Here is a 13,762-nt window from a genome sequence, read left to right on the forward strand (position 1 = left end):
TCGATGCAGATCGAGACCAAGCTTCCGAAGGTCGGCACGACCATCTTCAGTGTCATGAGCCAGCTCGCGCTGGAGCACAAGGCCGTGAACCTCGGCCAAGGTTTCCCGGACTTCGAGCCGCCGGAACCGCTGCGCGAGGCGATCACCCGTGCCATGGCCGAAGGCAAGAACCAGTACGCGCCGGGCGTCGGCATCGCGAAGCTGCGTGAACAGATCGCGCTGAAGACCGAGCGCCTGTACGGCCACCGGGTGAGCCCGGATACCGAGGTTACCGTCACCTCCGGTGCCACCGAGGCGCTGTTCTCGGCCATCGCCGCCGTCGTGCGCGCCGGCGATGAAGTGATCGTGTTCGACCCGTGCTATGACAGCTACGAGCCGGCGATCGAGCTGCAGGGCGCCGTTGCGGTGCATATCCCGCTCGAGGTCCCGTCGTTCGGGATCAACTGGCAGCGCGTGCGCGAGGCGATCACGCCGAAGACCCGCATGATCCTGGTGAACTCGCCGCACAATCCTTCGGGTGCCGTGATCTCGCGCGCCGACCTCGACGAGCTGGCGGCGATCGTGCGCAACACCCCGATCGTCGTGCTGTCCGACGAGGTCTACGAGCACATCGTGTTCGATGGCGCCGAGCACCAGAGCGTGCTGCGCCACGAGGAGCTGGCCGCTCGCAGCATCGTCGTGTCGTCCTTCGGCAAGACCTACCACTGCACTGGCTGGAAGGTCGGCTACGCCGTGGCGCCGAAGGCGCTGACGGCCGAGTTCCGCAAGGTGCACCAGTACCTGACGTTCTGCACGTTCAACCCCGCGCAGTGGGCGTTCGCCGAGTTCCTCGAATCCACGCCCGAGCATTACCTCGAACTGCCGGCGTTCTACCAGGCCAAGCGCGACCGCTTCCGCGAGCTGCTGGCCCCGTCGCGGCTGAAGCTGCTCGACGTGCCGGGTGGTTACTTCCAACTGGTGGACTACAGCGCCATCCGCGACACCGACGACATCAACTTCAGTGAATGGCTGGTCCGCGAGGGCGGCGTGGCGGCGATCCCGCTCAGCCCGTTCTATGAAACGGCGCCGGATACCCGCCTGGTCCGCCTGTGCTTCGCCAAGAACGATGCCACGATGGAAGCCGCCGCGGAGCTCCTGTGCAAACTCTGACCGTCTCCCTCGTCCAGGGCGCCACGCGCTGGCACGATGCACCCGCGAACCGCGAGTACTACGGCCACCTGGTACGTACCGCGCCGCGCAGCGACCTGTTCGTGTTGCCGGAGACCTTCCTCTCCGGTTTCACCAACGACACGCTGGCGAACGCGGAGACGATGGACGGCGAGAGCGTCGCGTGGCTGCGCGCCCTGGCCATCGAGGTCAATGCGACGATCACCGGCAGCCTGGTCATCCGCGAAGGCGACACGGTCTACAACCGGCTGATGTGGGTGTCGCCGAATGGCGAGCTGGTCACCTACGACAAGCGCCACCTGTTCCGCATGGCGGGCGAACATACCCGCTATGGCGGCGGCCGCGAACGGCTCATCGTCGAGCTGAACGGCTGGCGGATCCTGCCGCAGGTCTGTTACGACCTGCGTTTCCCGGTGTGGCTGCGTAACGGCCGCAACGAGGCGGCCGCGGGTGGCATGGATTACGACCTGGCGCTGTTCGTCGCGAACTGGCCGTCGCCTCGCCGCGGGCCCTGGCGCACGCTGCTGCGCGCGCGGGCCATCGAGAACCTGGCGTATGTGATCGGCGTGAACCGCGTCGGCGTGGACGGCAACAACCACCCGTACAGCGGCGACAGCGCCATCATCGATCCCGTGGGCGAGCCGCTGGTCGAGCTCGGCCCGGTGGAGCAGGTGGTCACCGTCACGATGGATCCCGCGCCGCTTCTGGCACACCGCGAACGCTTCCCGGCGTGGATGGATGCCGACGCGTTCGTGTTGAACACGGACGCGATGTAACTATTTCGGGGCCGGCTTGAACGGTACGGCCGGCCCGATTTTCGCGATCTTCTCCCACGCCTTCAGCTTGTCGGCAATGCCGGCGCCGATGTCGATCTGCGGTTCCGACGGGGTCACGGCGTCCTTCTTTTCCCACGCCGCGATCTCCACCTTCGCCTTGTCGAAAGCCTCGATGAAGTCCGGCGTGGCATTGAGCCCATCGGCCAGCCAGGCGCGGCCGAAATAGGTGATATCCGAATCGGTGCCGCAGCCGAACGACGTGCGGTCGCTGCGCGCGGAGGCCATGACCAGCGTGCCGTCGCCACGCAGTTTCGGCAGGTAGCCGCCCGAATAGCAGGCGTTCACCACCACCACCTTCCAGCGGAAAGCATGCTTCGCCAGGATCTGGGCGAGCCCGTCGGGGTCGAGCTGGTCCAGCGGGATCGGGTCCATGTCGACCAGCAGGCTGTGGTCGCTGCCGCCGTGGGTCGCCACGTAGACGAGGAGGATGTCCTCCTTCGGGTTCATGACCTTCGCGAGGCCATCGAGGCCGGCTTCGAGGTTGCTCCAGCTGGCCAGGGGCCGGGTCGCGAGCGTCGCCGGGTTGTTTTCCAGGACCAGCGTATGGTTCGGGCTGCCGAACCGCGATGTCACCAGCGTATCGAGGTACTCGGCCTCGTTGCGGAAGACATCTTCGGCGCCATCCGCGCCAAAGGCCACCGCGTAGACGTTGGGCTTGCCGGGCGTGCGCTTCGCCAGCCTGCCGAGGGCGGCGTGGACGGCCGTGGGCTGGGCGGTGAACACCTGCTCGGGCGAGGGTGCGGTTTCGGGCCAGTCGCTGGCATCGAGCTGCAGGGCCTGGTCGTCGCCGGTGTCGGGTTCCGCATCGGCGACGGTCGCGTCCGCCGCGGGGGCCGAGGCGGCGTGCGCCGGCTTGGCTCCGGTGGTCGTGGCGTGGGCGACGCCAGCGGTACCGGTGCCCGGTACCGTCGTCGCCGATACCGGCGCTGCGGCGGGCCTGGCCAGCCCGGTGACGACCGGTCGCGGCCCGAAATGGAGGATCGTCGCCGTCAGCAGGGCGCCGACAATGAAGCCGGCGAGGGTGTAGATCGCCGTGCGGCGGCGCGGATCAAGGCTGGATGGCATTGAAATCCGCCACGGCCGGATGGCCTGCATCGAGCATGGGCAGCGGCGGGCGGATCAGGTGCGTGGTCTGCATGCCTGCGGCGCGCGCGGCGTCGAGCTCCTCGCGGATGTCGGAGAGGAACAGCACCTGCGACGGTGCAAGGCCGATCGCCTCGGCGATGCGGCGGTAGGACTCCACCTCGCGCTTGTGGCCCGTCTGGGTATCGAAGTAGCCGGAGAACAGCGGGGTCAGGTCGCCGCTCTCGCTGAAGCCGAACATCAGCTTCTGCGCGGGAACGGAGCCGGAGGAGTACACGTAGAGCGCCAGGCCCTGCGCGTGCCACGCCTTGAGCCGGTCCGCGACTTCCGGGTACATGTGCGAGACATAGGCCTGCGCCTCGTAGCCCTCGCGCCAGATCATGCCCTGGAGCGCCTTGAGCGGCGTGGCCTTGCGGTCCTCGTCGATCCAGCGGATCAGCAGGTCGATGATCTCCGTCCGCGAGGCTTCGACGAGGCCGGCCTCTTTCGCCGCCTCATGCAGCCAGTGCTGCACCTCGGGCTCGTCGGCATGGGTCTCGACGAAGGCCGGCAGGTGCCGGCGGGCGTACGGGAACAGCACGTCCTTCACGAAGTCGATCGAGCTGGTGGTGCCCTCGATGTCGGTGAGGACGGCGCGGATATCGGACATGGGGGACTGCCTGCGGATCGGGGAGATCCGCAGGATAGCCGAGCCGGGACGGCTTTACGACGCGAGCGCGGTCGCGGACGGGTGGGGATCCATGCGCGGGAAACGCTCCGCGATGTCCTCGCCGGTGAAGCTGGCGACCCAGCCCTCGACATTGGTGAACAGGCGGATCGCCACGAAGTAGGGCGAGACGCTCATGTCGAACCAGTGGCGGGTGCCATCGGGCACGCCGATCAGATCGCCCTTCTCGCAGAGCACTTCGTACACCTTGCCGTTCTTGTGCAGGGTGAACTGGCCGGCGCCCGCGACGAAGAAGCGGACTTCATCTTCGCTGTGGGTGTGCTCGTTCAGGAATTTCGAACGGAAGGCGGCGCGATCGGGGTTGTCGGGCTTGAGGCTGATGACGTCGACGGCCTGGTAGCCGTTTTCCTTCATCAACCGATCGATGTCGCCCCTATAGGCGGCGATCACCTCTTCCTGCGAAGCGCCCGGCTCGATCGGCTGGCTGGCCTCCCACTGCTCGAAACGCACGCCGATAGCGTTGAGTTCGGCGGCGATCGCCGCGTGATCGGTGAAGACACCGATCGGCGTGTCATGGTTGGCGTCGTCGTAGATGCGTAGACGGCTCATGGGGAAAGCCTCCGGAGGTCGAGTTCGCAGCCCAGCAGGAATTCGAGGGCCTCGAGGTGGCGGCGGGTTTCCGCCATGTCGCGGCCCCAGGTGTAAATGCCATGGCCATTGATCAGGTAGGCGTACAGCGGCTTGCCGCTGTCGATCCACGCATCGACCTGGGCCTCGAGTTCCGGCATGTGCTGGGTGTTGGGGAAGACGGGGATATCGAGCACGCTTTCATGCGTGGTGTAGCCGGCGATCGCCTTTTGCAACTCCCAGCCCTCGAGGTGTACGCACCCTTCGGCGGCGAACAGCCGCGAGGCGACGCTCTGCGTGCGGGAGTGGGTGTGCAGGACGACGTTGGCTTCCGGGAAGCGCTTGTAGACCTGCGTGTGCAGGCCGGTCTCCGCGGACGGGCGGTTATCGCTGCCCACGGCCTTGCCCTCCATGTCCACGACCATGATGTCGTCGCGGCCCAGGCGGCCCTTGTCGCGGCCGGAGATGGTGATGGCCGCGAGGTTATCGTCCAGGCGCATGGAGAAGTTGCTGCTGGTCGCGGGCGTCCAGCCGAAGGCCGCGAGTTCGCGGGCGGCATCGGCGATGGCATCGGCGTGGGAGGCGAGCAACGCCGGATCGATGTGGTCGAGGTTCTTGGTCATGGATTTGGACGGCTAAATCAGGCGGCGACTATAACATGGGGGTGTTTACAGCCCTTTGAAGGGCGCGCTGGCGTAGTGCGAACCATTCCGTTTTCCGGTTTTGCGTACGATGACAGCTATCCCCACGCATGAGGCAGCTCCATGGCGCAGTATGACAACGACACCACCGAAGGCCGCCGCCGCTTCCTGAAGGCTGCAGCGGGCTCCGTCGCCGCCGCCGCGGTGCTCGGCAGCCTGCCGCGCGTTGGCCAGGCCCAGGACCTGCCGCACCTCTCGCCCTCCGACCCCACGGCATCCGCCCTGAAGTACGTCGAGGACGGTAGCAAGGCGGCGGGCAAGAAGAGCCCGGGCGATGCTTGTTTCAACTGTAACTTTTACCAGGGCAAGGCCGGTGCGGCCTGGGGTCCCTGCCAGCTGTTCCCGGGTAAGGCCGTGGCAGCGAAGGGCTGGTGCGTGTCTCACGCGGTCATGATCTGACCCGTCGGCTGGCCGACGGCCCAAAAAGAAAGGCCAGCCGAAGGGCTGGCCTTTTTCATGCGCGGCGTTCAAGGGAACGCACAAAATGCTGCCCAAGCGCGCCAGGCCGAGGAGCTGACCCGCCTGACGCGCTGGGCGGCAATCCGGGGCCCACTGCCAAGTGATTTACCCACGGAACCGGGATCATACTCCCCTCGGGGCGCGACCGGCCAATGGCAGTTAAATGACGACGGTGTTTCTGCGCATTTCGTCGCAAAAACAATCATTTAACATGAAATGTTAACGCAACGTTGTAGGAGCGCGCTTGCGCGCGACAGGGGTCATCCAGGGCGACGATTCTTGCTGTGCCGGAAGCTGTAAGCGAAGTAAACGATCACGCCCAGCGCGGTCCACACACCCAGCAAAACCCAGTTGCGCAGGCCAAGCGAATACAGCAGTCCGATGCAGCTGAGCACACCGAGTGAGCACGTCACCCAGGCGAACGGAACGCGGAATGTACGCGGTGTATCAGGTGAGGTGTGGCGAAGGATCAGCACACCGATGCATACCGCACAGAACGCGACAAGCGTACCCATCGAAGTCAGGTCGCCAAGCAGGTTCAACGGGAACACCGCAGCGAGCGCCGCGATGCCGACGCCGGTAATGACCGTGTTGAGGTGCGGCGTGCGGTACTTCGGATGGATGGTGGTGAACACTTTCGGCAACAGGCCGTCGCGCCCCATGATCATGAAGATGCGCGGCTGCGCGATGATCATCACCAGCACGACCGAGGACAGGCCGATCAGTGCGCCGATCTCCACGAGGCCGCGCAGCCAGTTGAGTTCCGGGTGCTGGCGGATGGCGGTGACGACCGGCTCCGCCGTGCCGAGCTGGCCGAACGGCACGAGGCCGGTCAGCACCGCTGCCATCGCGATGTAGAGCACCGTGCAGATGCCCAGCGAGGCGAGCGTGCCGATGGGCATGTCGCGCTGCGGGTTCTTCGATTCCTGTGCGGCGGTAGAGGTGGCTTCAAAGCCGATGTAAGCGAAGAAGACCAGCGACGCGCCGCGCAGCACGCCGGACCAGCCGTACTTGTCGCCGCCCTGGTTCTCGGGGATGAACGGGTGCCAGTTCGCGGTATCGATGTGGCTGGCACCGACGACGATCACGACCACGATCAGCGCGACCTTCAGCAGCACCATGGCCATGTTGAGGCCGGTGGATTCCTTGATGCCGACATAGCAGAGCCAGGTCAGCGCGAGCGTTATGCCGACCGCGGGCAGGTTGAACAACGCGCCCGTCGCGACCAGGTGGCCGTCGACGAAATCCAGCGGCGCATTGGTCAGCGCGGGCGGGATGTGGATGCCGATGTGGTCGAGCAGGCTGACGAAGTAGCCCGTCCAGCTCACGGCCACCGCGGAGGCGGAGACGCCGTATTCGAGGATGAGGTTCCAGCCGATGAACCAGGCCGCCCCTTCACCGAGCGTGGCGTAGGCATACGAGTACGCGCTGCCCGAGACGGGCACCAGCGAAGCGAACTCGGCGTAGCACAGCGCGGTGAACACGCTGCAGATGGCAGCCAGGATGAACGAGAGGATGATCGCCGGGCCGGCGTGTTCCGCGGCGGCCACGCCGGTGATCACGAAGATGCCGCCGCCGATCACCGCGCCAATGCCCAGTGCCGTCAGGCCCCATGGGCCGAGCGTTCGGCGCAGGGCCGGGCCATGGGCGTCATCGGGTTCGGGTACGGCGGCTTTCTTCGCAAGTAGCTGCTTGAGCATTCGGTGGCTCGGATCGGTCAGACGTGGATGAGGATAGCGTCAAAACAGGGAAGGCCGGCGAGTGACCGCCGGCCTTCCCCTTGGATGCCTGTTTTTCAGCCGAGCTTCTTGCGCAGCTTGCTGTGCGCGTAGCCGTAGCCGAAGTAGATCAGCTGGCCGATGACGATCCAGCCGACCATCAGGCGCCAGTGCTCTTCGAACGCCTGCCAGAACAGGTAGACGCAGGCGAGCGCACCGAGGATCGAGATCGGCCACACCATCGGGACGCGGAAGCTGCGCTTCAGGTCGGGGCGGGTGTAACGAAGGATCAGGATGCCGATGCAGACGGTGGCGAAGGCGAGCAGGGTGCCCATCGAGACCAGCTCACCCAGCACGCTGACCGGGAACAGGCCGGCCATTGCCGCGGCGGCGACGCCGACGATGATGGTGCCGAGGTGCGGCGTACGGAACTTCGGATGCACCTTGGCCATGGCCGGCGGCAGCAGGCCGTCGCGCGCCATCGAGAAGAAGATGCGCGGCAGGCCCATGAGCATCACCAGGATCACCGACGAGAGGCCGGTAATGGCACCGACGACGACGATGGCCTTGAGCCAGGAGAGCTGCGGGTACAGGCCGAGCGCGGTGGCGACCGGCTCCGGGGTGTTCAGGATGCGGAACGGCGCGATACCCGTGAGCACCAGGGCGACGGCGATGTACAGCACGGTGCAGACGGCCAGCGAACCGAGGATGCCGATGGGCATGTCGCGCTGCGGGTTCTTCGCTTCACCGGCGGCGGTGGACACCGCATCGAAGCCGACGTACGAGAAGAACACGATGGTCGCCGCGCGGAAGATGCCGCTCCAGCCGAACACGCCTTCGCCCTCGTTCGGCGGGATGAACGGGTGCCAGTTCGCCGGGTTGATCATCTTGATGGCGAACGCGAGGAACAGCAGGATCACGGTGACCTTGATCGCCACGATGATCGAGTTCACGAAGGCCGACTGGGTGATGCCGACGTAGCACAGGCCCGAGAGCGCGGCGATGATGACGACCGCCGGCAGGTTGATCAGGGCGCCGGTGGCCTGGATGTGGCCTTCGACGAACTGGAACGGGGCCGAGGAAAGCGTGGAGGGCAGGGTGATATCGCTGCCGATCATGCCGCCGATAAGGCCGAGCAGTTCGTTGAAGTAGCCGGACCAGCCCGCGGCGACCGTGGCGGCCGCGAACAGGTATTCCAGCACGAGGTTCCAACCCACGAACCACGCGACGTATTCGCCCAGGGTTGCGTACGAATACGAGTAGGCGCTGCCGGAGACCGGGAGCATGGCGGCGAACTCGGCGTAGCACAGGCCCGCAAGGGCGCAGGCGAAGCCGGCGATCAGGAAGCTGATGACGAGGGCGGGGCCCGCATGCATCGCGGCGGCCTGGCCGGTGATGACGAAGATACCCGCACCGATGACGGCACCAATACCCAGGAGAATGAGGTGTTTCGCGGTGAGTACGCGCTTGAGGCCCGCGTCGCCATGCGCGCCGGTATCGATGTGTTCACCAGCATCGACGTGCGGCGCGGCCTCGATGGGATGCGTCGCAAAAAGGTGTTTCAACATGTGTCTCCCCTACTGCCGGAAGTGCTCTTTATTATTGGGACCGCCGTGGCAGCCAAGGAACGCCGCCCCCGGTGAGTCGGCACGGCACCATAGCCCAGCGGGGCACGGCCGTACAAGCTGCATTGCGAGGCCTGCCAAGGCCTTGCACGGAGGGCGGCGGAAGTCACCATGACTAACGGCGGTTGTGGTGTGCGAACACGGTGCTTCAGAGCACCATGTTCAGCGCGGCCTGCGGTGCGACATAGCGGGACGCATTGCGCCCGGCCACGCTGAACTGCACGCCCGCGATGAGGCCCAGGGTGGCGTTGAAGTGGTATTCCACCGCGGGCGCCAGGCTGAGGTCGTGGCTGGGCCGGAGTTTCCAGGCATGCTGCGCCGCATCTTTCATGCGTACCATGCCGGTCCGGTTGAACACGATTTCGTTCACCAGCACCCAGCGCGCATCCAGCGCGTACTCGGCCGCGGCCGAGAGGTTCCAGGCCTGGCCATGCCGCGCGACGCCGCGGAAACCCCGGCCCGTGCCGTAAGCACTGGTGCCGTGGACGCTCACGTGGCGCGGGTTCGGGCTCCAGGCGAACTGGCCGCGCCAGCGCACGGCCTGGCCATCCGGCAGGTACTGCAGTTTCTGGACGCCGTAGGCCAGCAACGTGCGCGCCGCGCCGTTACCCATGCCGTTGAGCGGATTGGTATCGAGGTGGTGGTACGCGCCGGTGGGCAGTCGCTGCGCGACCGAGACTGACGAGACCCAGCCGGTGCCGTCGGCGCCCGGGCCGGTGAGACGTTGCTGCAGGCGCACCACGGTGTCACCCATGCGCAGGCCGTCGGCGTGGCCGCCATGCGTGGAGAGACGCGCGCCGGTAAGGGTGAGCTGCACGGCGGTGGTATCGCCCAGCCCGTAGATCATCGGGAGGGCGAGCTGCCACTGCCGGGCATGGTGTTTCGCGGAGTGCGGGGAGCCATCGTTGTCGTACGCGCCGCGCACGTTGGCGAAGACAAGGTAGGGCTCGATGTTGAGGCGGCCCGCGGGCAGGGTGTTCACGGCGGGGGTCACCAGCGGGCCGGTGAAGTTCGGGGCCTCGCGGCCGTCGGCGGCCAGGGCCGTGACGGGGGCAAGGGCGAGAAGCGCGGTATAGCGAAGATGGCGGAACGACATGCGGGCTCCATGCATGAGGGCGGCCGGTTGGCCGTGGACATTCGGTGCGCTCCTTGCGCACACCCCCATGCTAGGGACGAGCTGATGGCCAGCGACATCAGACTTGTCTGAAAATCGTGTGCGAAAATGCACTCATGCTTATCGGAATTCCCTGATGGACTTTTCCCACACTCCCCTGATGTCGGCGCTCGACGACTACGCTGGCCGCTACCCTGACGAAACGGATGTCGCGCATTTCCGCGATTGGCTGGCGAGCGAGGCCAGGCCGTTCCACCGCGAGACGCTCGCGGGCCATTTCACCGGTTCGGCGTGGTTGGTCAGCGCGGACGGGCAGCGCGTGCTGCTCATGCACCACCGCAAGCTGCAGCGCTGGCTACAGCCTGGCGGGCATGCGGATGGCGAGGCGGATCTCGCCAGCGTGGCGTTGCGGGAAGCGGAAGAGGAGACCGGCTTACGCGATCTTGCGGTGCGGCCCGTCTTGTTCGATCTCGACCGGCACGTCATACCTGCCCGTGGCGCGGAGCCTGAGCACTGGCATTACGACGCGAGGTACGTGGTCGAGGCGCGCGGCTCGGAAACGTTCGAGGCAAACGAGGAATCGCTCGGCCTGGCCTGGCGCGATATCGCGGCTATCGCCGGGGATGAAACCAGCGACGAGTCGTTGCGGCGCATGGCGCGCAAGTGGCTTGGGCGCAGTTGATTTTGTGGGAGCGCGCTTGCGCGCGATGGGGCTTGCGGCAAGCACCCATCGCGTGCAGGCACGCTCCCACAGCACGCTCCCACAAGTTATAAGGCTCAGGCCTCTGCGTAGCGCGCAGGCGCGGGGTGCAGCGTGCCGCAGTTCGCGCAGGTGCGTGCCTGCTCGTCGCGGTAGAAGGTGTCGAACACCGGCGGGAAATCGCGCTCAATGCTTTCGAGGGTGAAGTAGCGCTCGAACAGCTTGGTGTTGCAGTTCTCGCAGAACCACAGCAGGCCGTCCTTTTCGCCCTGGAGACGACGGCGCTCGACCACGAGGCCGACCGAGCCGGCCATGCGCTGCGGGGAGTGCGGAACCCGCGCGGGCAGGTAGAAAATCTGGCCGGCGCGGATGGGGATGTCCCTGGCTTCGCCCTCGTCCTGGACCTTCAGGACCATCTCGCCCTCGAGCTGGTAGAAGAACTCCGGGCCCTCGTCGTAGTGATAGTCGGTGCGCGCGTTCGGGCCGCCGACGATCATGACGATGAAGTCGCCATCGACGATGCACTTGTTACCGACCGGGGGCTTGAGCAGGTCGCGGTGCTCGTCGATCCAGCGCTGCAGGTCGATGGGAGGCGTGAGGCTCATTCGGAGGGCTTCGAGTAGGAGTCGGCCGATCATACTCCCGCCCGGGTACTTCCCGGCGGCCGCGCCGTGTCGTACAACGACGTTCCGTTTCGTCAGGATTCCCCTACATGGCGTCGTGGTACCACGCCCGCCAACCCGCACCGTCGCCGCGACCCGCGCCCGTGGGCAAGCGCGAGGCATCGGTCGTGGTCGTTGGCGGTGGCTTCGCCGGGCTGAACACCGCACTCGGCCTGGCGGCGCGCGGTGTGCGTGACGTGGTGCTGCTCGAAGCGCAGACGGTGGGTTTCGGCGCCTCGGGCCGCAACGGCGGATTCGTCTTCGCCGGCTATTCGCTGGGCGAGCGCGCCCTGCTGGAGAAGCTGGGCGACCAGCGTGCCCGCGACCTGTACGGGCGCACCGTCGCCGCGGTGAACCTCATCCGCCAGCGCATCGGGGCGCTGGGCATCGAGTGCGACATGGTCGATGCCGGGGTCGTCTGGGCCAACTGGTTCCGCGATGCGCGCTTGCTCCGCGACAGGCAAAAGCTGCTCGCCGAGCATTACGGCAGCGAATGGCAATGGATTCCCGCCGACGCCATGCACGAGTTCGTGCACAGCCGCCGATACCACGATGGCCTGTATGAACGTAATGCGCTGCACATCGATCCGCTGGCCTACGCCCGTGGGCTTGCGGTCGCCGCGGAAGCGGCCGGCGTATCGATCCATGAAGGCTCACGGGTCAGGATGCTCGAGCGGCGGGGCCCGCGCTGGGTGCTGCGCGTGGGTGACGCGGAGATTGAGACGCCACAGGTGGTGCTCGCATGTGGCGGCTACCTCGCCGGGCTCGATCGCACGATCGACCGCGCGGTTCTTCCGATCGCCACCTATGTCATGGTCACCGAGCCGCTCGGCCCGCGCCTCGGCGAATGCCTGCGGACCCAGGCGGCCATCTACGACACGCGCTTTGCCTTCGACTACTACCGGCCGCTGCAGGACACCCGGCTGTTATGGGGCGGGAGGATCTCGGTACGCGACAGAAACCCGCGTTCGGTGCAGAAACTCCTGGCACGCGACCTCGAGCGTGTATTCCCGGCACTAAAGGGGGTGAAGATCGAGCACGCCTGGTCGGGCTTGATGAGCTACGCCAGGCACGAGATGCCCCAGGTGGGGACCCACGGTAACGGCCTGTGGTACGCGCAGGCGTTCGGCGGCCATGGCCTGGCGCCCACCTGCGCCGCGGGCGAGACGCTCGCTGACGCGATCGCCGCTGGCGAGAAAGCCGTGCCCGCCTATGCGGACTTCGGGCTGGAACCGGTCCACCGGCCGTTCGGTTACCTGGCCGCGCAAGGCACGTACTGGAAGCTCGAGCTGGCGGATTGGTTCAAGTCGCGCCTTGAGGGCTAGGCATAGGACTGCCTAGCGCGGCTTTGCCTTGTCCAGCCAGACGATGATGCCCTGCGCATTCAGCCGGATATCGATCTTCAGCAGCTTCATGATCGCATCGGCGGACAAGGCTACGCCGTGCTTCCTGGCGCGACCCACGTAGAGCTCGGTGAAATCCGCGGCGATACGCACTTCGCGGTCCGGATCGGCCGCATGCCTTGTAGCGATCGCGACCATCGCGTCGATCTGCTCATGCAGGTCACGGGCCAGCCGTTTGACCTCGCCGACGCGGTCGTAATGCGTCAGGTACATCGCCTCGGGCTCATAGCGCAGCATCCGCTCGATGGAAGCGTGCGCCTCGTCGGGATCGAACTGCACCGGCGAGGTCGTCGGGATGATGAAGGGGCCGTTCGCGGTATCGAATTCGCGGTAGGACAGGCCGAAGATGTCGCCGGTGAAGAACGCGTTCGCGCGCTCATCGTGGATGGCGATGTGGTGCTTCGCGTGGCCCGGCGTATCCAGGCATAGCAGGGCCCGTCCGGCGAGATCGACGACGAAGCCATCGCTGGCTTCGATGACCCGGTCCTTCGGGACGGGCACGATCGTGCCGTAGTCACGCCGGACCGCGTCCTCGCCATAGACGCCGGTAGCGCCGGCAATGAGCGCCGAGGGATCGATCATGTGCCGCGCGCCGCGCGGGTGCACCGCGAGCATGGCGTTGGGCAGGTGCTTCATCAGCTCGCCCGCGCCGCCGGCGTGGTCGAGGTGTACGTGGGTGAGGATTACCCAGTCGATGTCGGCGGGCCGCAGGTCGGCCGACGCGATCGCATCGAGGAAACGGGGCAGGGAATGCGTGGTGCCGCTATCGATGAAAGCACCGCGGCCGCGTTCCACCACGAGGTAGGCCGCGTCGAAGGAGGGGCGGCCGAAGCCGGTGTCGATGGTGTGGATGCCGTGCATGGGTAAAGGGTAGCCCCGTTGAATCCCCATTGCATGTGGGAGCGGGGGGGGGGGCGCGGGGGGGGGGGGGGGGGCACCCACCCCCCCCCCCCCCCCCCCCCCCAACAAAAAAAAAAAAAAAATAAAAACAATTCGGGGC

Annotated in this window: 14 protein-coding genes; 5 read left to right on the forward strand and 9 right to left on the reverse strand. The window is 66.4% G+C overall.

Annotated elements, in window-relative coordinates:
- Positions 1–3: 3 nt before the first annotated feature.
- Entirely contained in the window at positions 4–1,149 is a 1,146-nt protein-coding gene (locus ACZ6YI_RS18965; protein WP_440325051.1) for a pyridoxal phosphate-dependent aminotransferase, read from the forward strand.
- Positions 1,137–1,943, forward strand: a complete 807-nt coding sequence (locus ACZ6YI_RS18970) for an amidohydrolase (RefSeq protein ID WP_465780003.1) — start codon at positions 1,137–1,139, stop codon at positions 1,941–1,943. Before ACZ6YI_RS18965 ends, ACZ6YI_RS18970 begins: the two co-directional genes overlap by 13 nt.
- On the opposite strand, the gene ACZ6YI_RS18975 is transcribed toward ACZ6YI_RS18970, so the two are convergent.
- From ACZ6YI_RS18975 to ACZ6YI_RS18990, 4 genes are read right to left on the reverse strand one after another with little or no spacing between them, the layout of a single operon-like run.
- Positions 1,944–3,068, reverse strand: coding sequence for a C13 family peptidase (locus tag ACZ6YI_RS18975; protein WP_465780004.1), 1,125 nt, complete (start codon positions 3,066–3,068; stop codon positions 1,944–1,946). It abuts the gene before it with no gap.
- Positions 3,052–3,735 (reverse strand): acireductone synthase, encoded by a 684-nt coding sequence (gene mtnC, locus ACZ6YI_RS18980; RefSeq protein WP_465780005.1) that lies wholly within the window; start codon positions 3,733–3,735, stop codon positions 3,052–3,054. Before mtnC ends, ACZ6YI_RS18975 begins: the two co-directional genes overlap by 17 nt.
- A gap of 54 nt (positions 3,736–3,789) precedes the next feature.
- Positions 3,790–4,362, reverse strand: coding sequence for a 1,2-dihydroxy-3-keto-5-methylthiopentene dioxygenase (locus ACZ6YI_RS18985; protein WP_465780006.1), 573 nt, complete (start codon positions 4,360–4,362; stop codon positions 3,790–3,792).
- Positions 4,359–5,003, reverse strand: coding sequence for a methylthioribulose 1-phosphate dehydratase (locus ACZ6YI_RS18990; RefSeq protein ID WP_465780007.1), 645 nt, complete (start codon positions 5,001–5,003; stop codon positions 4,359–4,361). Before ACZ6YI_RS18990 ends, ACZ6YI_RS18985 begins: the two co-directional genes overlap by 4 nt.
- 141 nt (positions 5,004–5,144) lie before the next feature.
- Between ACZ6YI_RS18990 and ACZ6YI_RS18995 the strand changes: the two genes are divergently transcribed.
- Positions 5,145–5,480: a high-potential iron-sulfur protein gene (locus ACZ6YI_RS18995; protein WP_440325045.1), complete on the forward strand. Its 336-nt coding sequence runs from the start codon at positions 5,145–5,147 to the stop codon at positions 5,478–5,480.
- A gap of 320 nt (positions 5,481–5,800) precedes the next feature.
- Here ACZ6YI_RS18995 and ACZ6YI_RS19000 read toward each other — a convergent pair whose 3' ends face one another.
- The 3 genes from ACZ6YI_RS19000 to ACZ6YI_RS19010 all read right to left on the reverse strand — a co-directional run bounded on the left by ACZ6YI_RS19000 (position 5,801) and on the right by ACZ6YI_RS19010 (position 9,979).
- The gene (locus ACZ6YI_RS19000; protein ID WP_465780008.1) at positions 5,801–7,240 is read right to left on the reverse strand and encodes an amino acid permease; all 1,440 of its coding nucleotides are present in this window, start codon (positions 7,238–7,240) and stop codon (positions 5,801–5,803) included.
- Between the two features lie 95 nt (positions 7,241–7,335).
- Positions 7,336–8,826, reverse strand: a complete 1,491-nt coding sequence (locus ACZ6YI_RS19005) for an amino acid permease (protein WP_440327537.1) — start codon at positions 8,824–8,826, stop codon at positions 7,336–7,338.
- A gap of 205 nt (positions 8,827–9,031) precedes the next feature.
- Positions 9,032–9,979, reverse strand: a complete 948-nt coding sequence (locus tag ACZ6YI_RS19010; RefSeq protein WP_465780009.1) for a hypothetical protein — start codon at positions 9,977–9,979, stop codon at positions 9,032–9,034.
- Positions 9,980–10,133: 154 nt separating this feature from the next.
- On the opposite strand from ACZ6YI_RS19010, the gene ACZ6YI_RS19015 reads away from it, so the two are divergent.
- Positions 10,134–10,679, forward strand: a complete 546-nt coding sequence (locus ACZ6YI_RS19015) for an NUDIX hydrolase (RefSeq protein WP_465780010.1) — start codon at positions 10,134–10,136, stop codon at positions 10,677–10,679.
- A 95-nt stretch (positions 10,680–10,774) separates the two neighbouring features.
- Here ACZ6YI_RS19015 and ACZ6YI_RS19020 read toward each other — a convergent pair whose 3' ends face one another.
- A complete protein-coding gene (locus ACZ6YI_RS19020; protein ID WP_465780011.1) occupies positions 10,775–11,302 on the reverse strand; it encodes a 3-hydroxyanthranilate 3,4-dioxygenase in 528 nt (175 codons plus the stop codon).
- A 107-nt stretch (positions 11,303–11,409) separates the two neighbouring features.
- Here ACZ6YI_RS19020 and ACZ6YI_RS19025 point away from each other — a divergent pair, with 107 nt between their 5' ends.
- Entirely contained in the window at positions 11,410–12,684 is a 1,275-nt protein-coding gene (locus ACZ6YI_RS19025; RefSeq protein WP_465780012.1) for an NAD(P)/FAD-dependent oxidoreductase, read from the forward strand.
- 12 nt (positions 12,685–12,696) lie between these two features.
- Here the strand turns inward: ACZ6YI_RS19025 and ACZ6YI_RS19030 are convergent, their stop codons facing one another.
- Positions 12,697–13,623: an MBL fold metallo-hydrolase gene (locus ACZ6YI_RS19030; RefSeq protein ID WP_465780013.1), complete on the reverse strand. Its 927-nt coding sequence runs from the start codon at positions 13,621–13,623 to the stop codon at positions 12,697–12,699.
- Positions 13,624–13,762: the final 139 nt, after the last annotated feature.

The organism is Luteibacter sp. NPDC104163, assembly GCF_055584245.1.

Excerpts from the sequence above, each read along its gene's own strand:
- ACZ6YI_RS18965 (WP_440325051.1), top strand. The coding sequence starts at position 4 with ATGCAGATCGAGACCAAGCTTCCGAAGGTCGGCACGACCATCTTCAGT.
- ACZ6YI_RS18975 (WP_465780004.1), bottom strand. The coding sequence starts at position 3,068 with ATGCCATCCAGCCTTGATCCGCGCCGCCGCACGGCGATCTACACCCTC.
- mtnC (WP_465780005.1), bottom strand. The coding sequence starts at position 3,735 with ATGTCCGATATCCGCGCCGTCCTCACCGACATCGAGGGCACCACCAGC.
- ACZ6YI_RS18985 (WP_465780006.1), bottom strand. The coding sequence starts at position 4,362 with ATGAGCCGTCTACGCATCTACGACGACGCCAACCATGACACGCCGATC.
- ACZ6YI_RS18990 (WP_465780007.1), bottom strand. The coding sequence starts at position 5,003 with ATGACCAAGAACCTCGACCACATCGATCCGGCGTTGCTCGCCTCCCAC.
- ACZ6YI_RS18995 (WP_440325045.1), top strand. The coding sequence starts at position 5,145 with ATGGCGCAGTATGACAACGACACCACCGAAGGCCGCCGCCGCTTCCTG.
- ACZ6YI_RS19000 (WP_465780008.1), bottom strand. The coding sequence starts at position 7,240 with ATGCTCAAGCAGCTACTTGCGAAGAAAGCCGCCGTACCCGAACCCGAT.
- ACZ6YI_RS19005 (WP_440327537.1), bottom strand. The coding sequence starts at position 8,826 with ATGTTGAAACACCTTTTTGCGACGCATCCCATCGAGGCCGCGCCGCAC.
- ACZ6YI_RS19010 (WP_465780009.1), bottom strand. The coding sequence starts at position 9,979 with ATGTCGTTCCGCCATCTTCGCTATACCGCGCTTCTCGCCCTTGCCCCC.
- ACZ6YI_RS19015 (WP_465780010.1), top strand. The coding sequence starts at position 10,134 with ATGGACTTTTCCCACACTCCCCTGATGTCGGCGCTCGACGACTACGCT.
- ACZ6YI_RS19020 (WP_465780011.1), bottom strand. The coding sequence starts at position 11,302 with ATGAGCCTCACGCCTCCCATCGACCTGCAGCGCTGGATCGACGAGCAC.
- ACZ6YI_RS19025 (WP_465780012.1), top strand. The coding sequence starts at position 11,410 with ATGGCGTCGTGGTACCACGCCCGCCAACCCGCACCGTCGCCGCGACCC.
- ACZ6YI_RS19030 (WP_465780013.1), bottom strand. The coding sequence starts at position 13,623 with ATGCACGGCATCCACACCATCGACACCGGCTTCGGCCGCCCCTCCTTC.